Origin of the sequence: uncultured Veillonella sp., from assembly GCF_963551295.1 — a bacterium.
GTDB lineage: Bacteria > Bacillota > Negativicutes > Veillonellales > Veillonellaceae > Veillonella.
Window position 1 is genome coordinate 42,469 of sequence record NZ_CAUVFT010000016.1, and the last position, 6,965, is coordinate 49,433.

The window sequence follows — 6,965 nt, forward strand, 5'->3', positions numbered from 1 at the left end:
AGCTATAGAAGATTAATTATAACCATAATCTACATTAACCACAATCGTAACTGGCTCACCTGTTGTATTCTCTATACCTCCAGAGCTCTCTACGAGGCTAGCAGCAGCATTATCGAGAATGCTAGAGCCACTACTACCGATCATATTCGCACCAGCAAAGTTGCCATCGGCATCAAAAGTGATTTCAAAGGAAACTCGTCCACTGAGTCCACGGCGCACCGCCTGTTGCGGCATCACTTTATTACTCTCAACGCGAGCGATATAACCTGAACTATCGTAAGAGCCCCCACGACGTTCTACATCGCCAGGACCTGGGTCACCACCTTTAGATCCATTACCTTCTTCACTAAGCCCACCATTGCCAGCATTACCACCACCAGGGCCTGGTACATTGCCACTTCCTGGATTACCAACAGGATTATCAGTATTACCATTCAAATTGACTGATGCCGTCTCATTGCCACCTAAGTAAGGATTCAGATTTTTTAAGCCTTCTGTAGGCTTTCCCGATAAATCAGGCAACACACTTCCTGCTTTACCGCCCCCTGCGACGGGTTTGTCGTCAGGATGAATCTTTAGTTTCTCAGGCTCTTTCTTCTCTTGAGAAAGTTCTTGCTGCCCCATATCGAGGTTGATAACCAGATCCTTATGCGGTGTTTCTGGCGGTTTTAAATGGCCGAACCAATTCCCTACAACCCCCCAGTACGCAATATTGATAACCAATGCAGCTACGAAAGGAATTCCATATCGTTTGTCTACCATAGAATCACTTCCGTTCTGTAGCTACGCTAACAAACCGAGCACCACTAATTTTAAGATTATCTAAAATATTGATAACATCCTTATACGCAATATCCTCAGAGGCACGTACAATAAATGCCTGTTGAGGTTCTTTTGCAACAATATCTTGAATTTCATTGCCCAGTTGATCAGGGACAATCTCACGTTCATTAAGATACATCTTATGTGTAGCTGTTAATGAAATTGTGATAGGCTCAATCGTCTTAGCAGAAGAAGATGAAGCCTTCGGTAAGTTAAGAGGAATTTGTTCCTCTGTATTCATGTACAACGTACTCATCATGAAAAATACGAGCAAGAAGAAAACGATATCAATCATAGGTATAATCATGATGGTAGGTTCTTTTTGTATGCCTACTGAACTACGTTTCATCGTTGACTCCTAATATATAAATCCATAATAGAACCTAATTTTTGCTCTAACTTTGCAATATCAGAATTTACTTTATCTGTACACCAACTATGGATGGCTAATGCTACGATAGCTACTGAAAGCCCCGTTGCAGTGGCAACCAATGCTTCAGATACGCCGCCTGTAATAACAGTAGGCGCACCAATATCGCCTCCAACGGCTGCGAAGGATCGAATCATACCAACAACAGTCCCCAAAAGTCCAAGTAATGGAGCCATTGTTACCATCATGCTAAGCCAGTTAAGACCACGTTTTAAACGTTCATCCATGTAACCTACCACATCATGTAAACGGTTCTCTAAACCTTCCGCACTATATACAGACTCCACGATAGGAGACACGAATCTACTCAATGCGTCATCACTATTTTTTATAGAATTTTCTAGAGTAGACCAATTATTACTATTACGACCTGCATCAATGCTATCGGACAACTGTTGTAACTCATGATTGATGTTTCTGTACGTACGAATACGTTCAAATAAAATAGTACATGCTGCTAACATGAATAGTACAAGTGGATACATAACGAAACCACCTGCATTAAATAGGTGAATTGTATACTCCATCATAGCCTCCATATAATGTATAAAATTACGTATTATTTAACAAAAAAATGGTCATCTATATTATTAGATTAACCACCAACATTGACATTATCCTATAAAGCATGTATAAGTACAATAACCCTATACCCCCTACCGTTATGGTATTTCTATAGGATTCTATTCTAAGCACATATTTCATCCACCTTAAATATACATCTATCCACCATATATAGACAACACTAAGTTATCGCATAAACAATTCATAAATATTACAAGAAATATAATAAAACCTTCTATAACAACTATATTTAACAAGATAATTTCTTATATTTTATGGTATAAACCCATTACAATTCACTTTCCATTCTCAAAAGATTCTCTGTATTTTTATGAATCTATTATTGCTTTATGACTATAATTTATTTACACATGAACAATATTCATACTCTAAGGTTATCAATATCTTTACGGTCTATTTCTTACTCGTATATCCCTCAATACATCTTATAAACTTATTAACATATAAACTTATACTCAAACTATAAAAATTACAATCCATATAAAAAGAGGACTAAGCCTTCATGGGCTCAGTCCTCTGATTATTCTGATTATAATAACATAAATCCTTAAAGCAAATTATATGCCATTTATAACTCTCATTTATTTTTTAGCTTTATCAGCTTTTACATTTTTATTTTCTTTTACCTTTTTAGGTTTTTCTTGTTTAACCTTCACTGGTTTTTTCGCATTAACAGCAGAACCTGCAGGCTTTACAAATGCATTGTTAAGATTTGTTGCCACTTGTAATGCTACATCTGCATTTGGCGTAGAAACAATGGATTGACCAGCTACCGTTACAGTGTCACCACTATAGGATGCAGAACCTGGCGTAATTTGATTGTTATGATACAATCGTGCTAATTTACCAGCCATGTAATAAGCACGCTCTTCGCCTGTGTAGCGGCCACTACCTGCTGGAGTATAGATATTATCACCGTTTACGTACACAGTACCATTCGATACGTTTACATGATTCCCAGAATATGTGTACATACGAGAAATATTATTGTTCACCCGATCGGACAACTTTGGATGATTATTAGGTGCTACCACTTGTGAAAGCCCTTCACGGTAGTGTTCCCCTACTTTGTTGCGTAGTACTGCCATAGAACCAGCTGCACCACCTACATTATATGGAGATTCACTTAAAATCTTAAAGCCTAACTCATCAGCGGCTTTTTCTTGACTCATCGTAAACACTTGATTGGATAAGTAGTTGCCTGCCACATTAGATAAAATAGCCGCACCTTCACTACCGCCAGCAGCAATGCCAACCGCTGTAGAAAGACCGATTTGCTTCTTAGCACCATTAATAATATCTTTATGCTCGCCATGAGAGATTTCATGAGCCATTACATAGGCTAATTGATCATCATCCAGTGTATCTAGAGCACCCTTGTTAATGGACATAACACGACCAAGCGTGGCAAACGCATTAAACTCCTCATCAGGATTCGCATATACAACATAAGAACGCTTTACACTAGGTGTAGCCTCTAATGTCTTCATAATACGATTTACACGCTCTTGGGCTGCACTATCGTTTAAGTAACCAGTTTTCTCTTTTGTGCGTGCCAAACTCTCCTGTTGCCCCTCTGCAGAATTATCCATTTTATTTAATGCAGTAGATACGTAAGCCATAGCAATAGCACCACCAGCTAAAGATTGTACCGCAGCAGACGCAGCATTAACAGAAGCCGTTTGCATCATAGTAGGTGCCATTGTCACTGCCATAGCAATAGATAAAGTAGCCGCTGTAATTTTCTTATTCATTCTCTCAACCTCTTAAACAATGATATAGCTATATAATAAAACAATATAGAATGTAAAAAAACGCCAGAATTTCCACACTACCTATATAATATTACTTCATGATAAATATAGAATGAATAATGGAACAATCATTCATCTATCATAAGATGGTGCAATCTATTATGGTTAATTCAAATATTGCTAACTATTGATCTGTCGTTACTGGTTTAGCTGAAAGTACTACCGCTTCTTTACCATCTTTAGAAACAGCGCCACCATGTGTATAGCCTACTACATCAAAGCCTGCCTCAGCACACTGCTCTGCGATGCTTTCATAATTTTCATTCTTACCACGCGTACATGTAGAAAGATGTACCGTAGTAACGCCTTTTTTCTTAAAAGACTCAATCTTCTTAGCAAGATCCCCACCACTATGTGTGAACCCCACCAACTCAATATCCTCATCAGCATAACGCTCAAAAGAATCTGCTTTATTCATAAATGCTTTTAAGCAACCACCGCAAGAACAGCGCTGCATTGTATCCTCATTCACAAGGACTGCAATTTTTTTAGTCATAAGACCTCCTATGAAAATATAGTATAAACTTAAGTATACCATATCTATAAGAACATTACGTATCTCAAAGCACGTTGATAAATGCTAATTATAGATAGGTAACCTCAAATTTACAGAAATAGTATACTTATAAATAGAATTAAACATAAAAATTGCCCCTATAATAGTAGATTAAAATAAATCCACCATTATAGGGACTTTCAGAAAATTTATATATTATAATACTATTGATTTAATAAGTTTATATAATTTATTAATGATGCTAGATTACTTTGATTATGCATTAAGTACTCAGGTTTTAATGAAACATTAGCACCTGGATAAGGTTTGCAATAATATACATTTGTTGAATTTACAATAGCTAAAGCATTCTCATATGAACCATGTTGTTGCCTAAAAAAATCATTCACAGTAGATCCTTTTCTATATCCCATACTCTCCAAATCTTCTAACCGATACTTATCAGGTTTATTAATACAACAGGCCACCCAATATTCAATATCAGGTGCAGTTAAGAAGAGACAGTGACGCTTATCATTTTTTTGAATTTTATCGATTAGATGATTTAATAAACGCCTATTAGCAGTCTTTTGTTGAGCTTTATCTAAATCCATTACTATAAGAATAACACTATATAAAGGACTATTCCTATCAAATTCTGATTCTGCACGGCCATATCCCCCACCGCCGAAACATTCAATAGAAACATTTCTATATGAAGATAATATTTTTCCAAGATGAGCTTCTTCTGTTTCACCTTCACATAGTATATGAATTTTTACACTACTTCTTAACTGTTTTGGCGCACGTCTAACTCTACTCATATTTTTATCCCTCAAATTGTCCCTTAAGAAATTCACTTGCCAAATTTTTTTTATTACTACGCAATTTAAAATCTGCAAGAGAATTAATTTTTGTTGTTAAATTTTCATCCTTATAAACTACATATAACTGTTCAGGAGCAAAAAAAGTTAGGTCAAAAAGATTAAGGTTATGTGTAGTAACTATTAATTGTCCATTTTTATTTTGTGATGTATTAATTATTTTATTGAATAAAAGAATTAATGATCGAGTACTAATAGAGGAATCTAACTCATCAATAATAATTGTTTTCCCCATATATACTTTTAATAACGATATAATAATCGCACTAATCTTCTTTACACCATTAGATTCAAATGCAAAAGAATATTTAGCTACTTCATTATTTCCAATATTTCTGCAAATAATTAAGCCATATCTTAATTCTCCTTCTTCATTAGTTCGCTCAACAAATTCAATATCAGTAATAGTCGAATCAACTTGAGCTAAAATTAATTGAACTAATTTTTTATTTTTTTCAATTATTAATTTATCATTTTTATTATAGTTAAGTTCAAAATTTTTAAGGGCAACATTAATAAATGAATCATGAACTACTATAATATCTATAACACTTGTAAGAAACTCATCATAAATATCCTTAATAAAATCTTTTATCTTTGACAAAATTGTAGATGTAGAAGTTATTGAATATATATCAAGAATTTTTTCATCAAGAAAAGTGCTTCTTAACTTAGACTCTTTATAATCATATATAATTGTATTATTTCGTTTTAATTGTTCAGATACAACTTCTTCTCCCCTATTAATAGCAAGAGCGTAAGTATACATAATTTTTTCATTAGTCTCTATAACAATCTCATACGAAATATATTCAGATTGAAAATTAAATAGTTTTAAATTCGAAAGTAAACGCCCCGTACAAATCATTTCCAACAAACTATGAATTGCATATAAAATATTAGTTTTACCAACTGCATTATTACCAAAAATCACGGTAGATTTAGTAGCTCGATTAAAACTATCCAGAATATAATTATCCTCATAACGAGTATTTTTAATACGTTGCTTATTAAAAGCACATAAAGTTAACTCTTGCTTTTCTTTTATGGATGAAAATCCTGAAACAGTAAAATTAATTAACATATTACTACCTCCATTTTATTTATTATACCATTTAATTATTCTGATAAGCAAAATATTGGTTTATCTTTAAACAATGTTATAAAAATATTTTGCTATAATACCCTCTAACTTTTCTATGTTTTCTATACAGACTCTACCATAGGTACTACAATACAACCTTGGCTGAAGACGGTTCTAGCAGGTATGCTAGTCGAAGACTAGCAAAAAGAAAAAGGCCTACCTTTAGGTAGACCTTTTTCTTTTAGTCAATCAGCAAGTTCTTATGTACGGCTCTTCCCTCCAGGATACTGGGTGTTCGTCGCTGTGGATGGCCTTATGTAGCATAGCTACATGGCCATCTTACGCTCCGAACTAAGCGATGCAGTGAATCTGTCGTCGCTTCGCTTCTCCATCTTCTACTGCCCTGCTCACCAGGTACCCTGGGAGGATAGAAAGCCATACACAAAAAAAGACACACCCTCAGGTGTGCCTTTACGTCAATCAGCGGCTTCCTATCCTCCCAGGCCGTCTCCAGCCAAGTACTTTCGGCGTTTATGAGCTTAACTACTGTGTTCGAGATGGGAACAGGTGGATCCTCATAGCCATCGCCACTGAATCTGTCAGAGTTTGTACTCTGAAAACCACATAGAAGTATATATATTTGTTGCACATTCTGCTTAATGTTTTGTTGTATGTTGCGTCCCATACTCAAAGTACACGTCTGGAGGATTGCGTCGAAGCCTGTAGATTTCACATCGTGAAATCTGACGTTTCGACGTAAGCGACTCCACGCAACTTGTGCGTCGCGTTGCTCCTTCAAGTTGGTTACGCTGCTTAAGTAAAGCCCTCGATCGATTAGTACCAGTCAGCT

The 6,965-nt window shown here is 35.5% G+C and carries 7 protein-coding genes and 1 rRNA gene; all 8 read right to left on the reverse strand.

Going from position 1 to position 6,965, the window contains the following annotated elements; genetic code table 11:
• Positions 1–12: 12 nt before the first annotated feature.
• A complete protein-coding gene (locus RYO55_RS05905; protein WP_314984610.1) occupies positions 13–762 on the reverse strand; it encodes a TonB family protein in 750 nt (249 codons plus the stop codon).
• 4 nt (positions 763–766) lie between these two features.
• Positions 767–1,171, reverse strand: a complete 405-nt coding sequence (locus RYO55_RS05910; RefSeq protein ID WP_105086776.1) for a biopolymer transporter ExbD — start codon at positions 1,169–1,171, stop codon at positions 767–769.
• Positions 1,168–1,779: a MotA/TolQ/ExbB proton channel family protein gene (locus RYO55_RS05915; RefSeq protein WP_004694376.1), complete on the reverse strand. Its 612-nt coding sequence runs from the start codon at positions 1,777–1,779 to the stop codon at positions 1,168–1,170. Before RYO55_RS05915 ends, RYO55_RS05910 begins: the two co-directional genes overlap by 4 nt.
• A gap of 639 nt (positions 1,780–2,418) precedes the next feature.
• Positions 2,419–3,591, reverse strand: coding sequence for a M48 family metallopeptidase (locus RYO55_RS05920; protein ID WP_314984611.1), 1,173 nt, complete (start codon positions 3,589–3,591; stop codon positions 2,419–2,421).
• A gap of 184 nt (positions 3,592–3,775) precedes the next feature.
• Positions 3,776–4,147 carry a CGGC domain-containing protein gene (locus RYO55_RS05925; RefSeq protein WP_303929361.1) on the reverse strand — a complete coding sequence of 124 codons (372 nt, stop codon included), beginning with the start codon at positions 4,145–4,147 and terminating at the stop codon, positions 3,776–3,778.
• Positions 4,148–4,371: 224 nt separating this feature from the next.
• Positions 4,372–4,971 carry a hypothetical protein gene (locus tag RYO55_RS05930; RefSeq protein ID WP_314984613.1) on the reverse strand — a complete coding sequence of 200 codons (600 nt, stop codon included), beginning with the start codon at positions 4,969–4,971 and terminating at the stop codon, positions 4,372–4,374.
• A 4-nt stretch (positions 4,972–4,975) separates the two neighbouring features.
• A complete protein-coding gene (locus RYO55_RS05935) occupies positions 4,976–6,115 on the reverse strand; it encodes an ATP-binding protein (RefSeq protein ID WP_314984614.1) in 1,140 nt (379 codons plus the stop codon).
• Positions 6,116–6,593: 478 nt separating this feature from the next.
• Positions 6,594–6,710 (reverse strand): 5S ribosomal RNA (gene rrf / locus RYO55_RS05940).
• Positions 6,711–6,965: the final 255 nt, after the last annotated feature.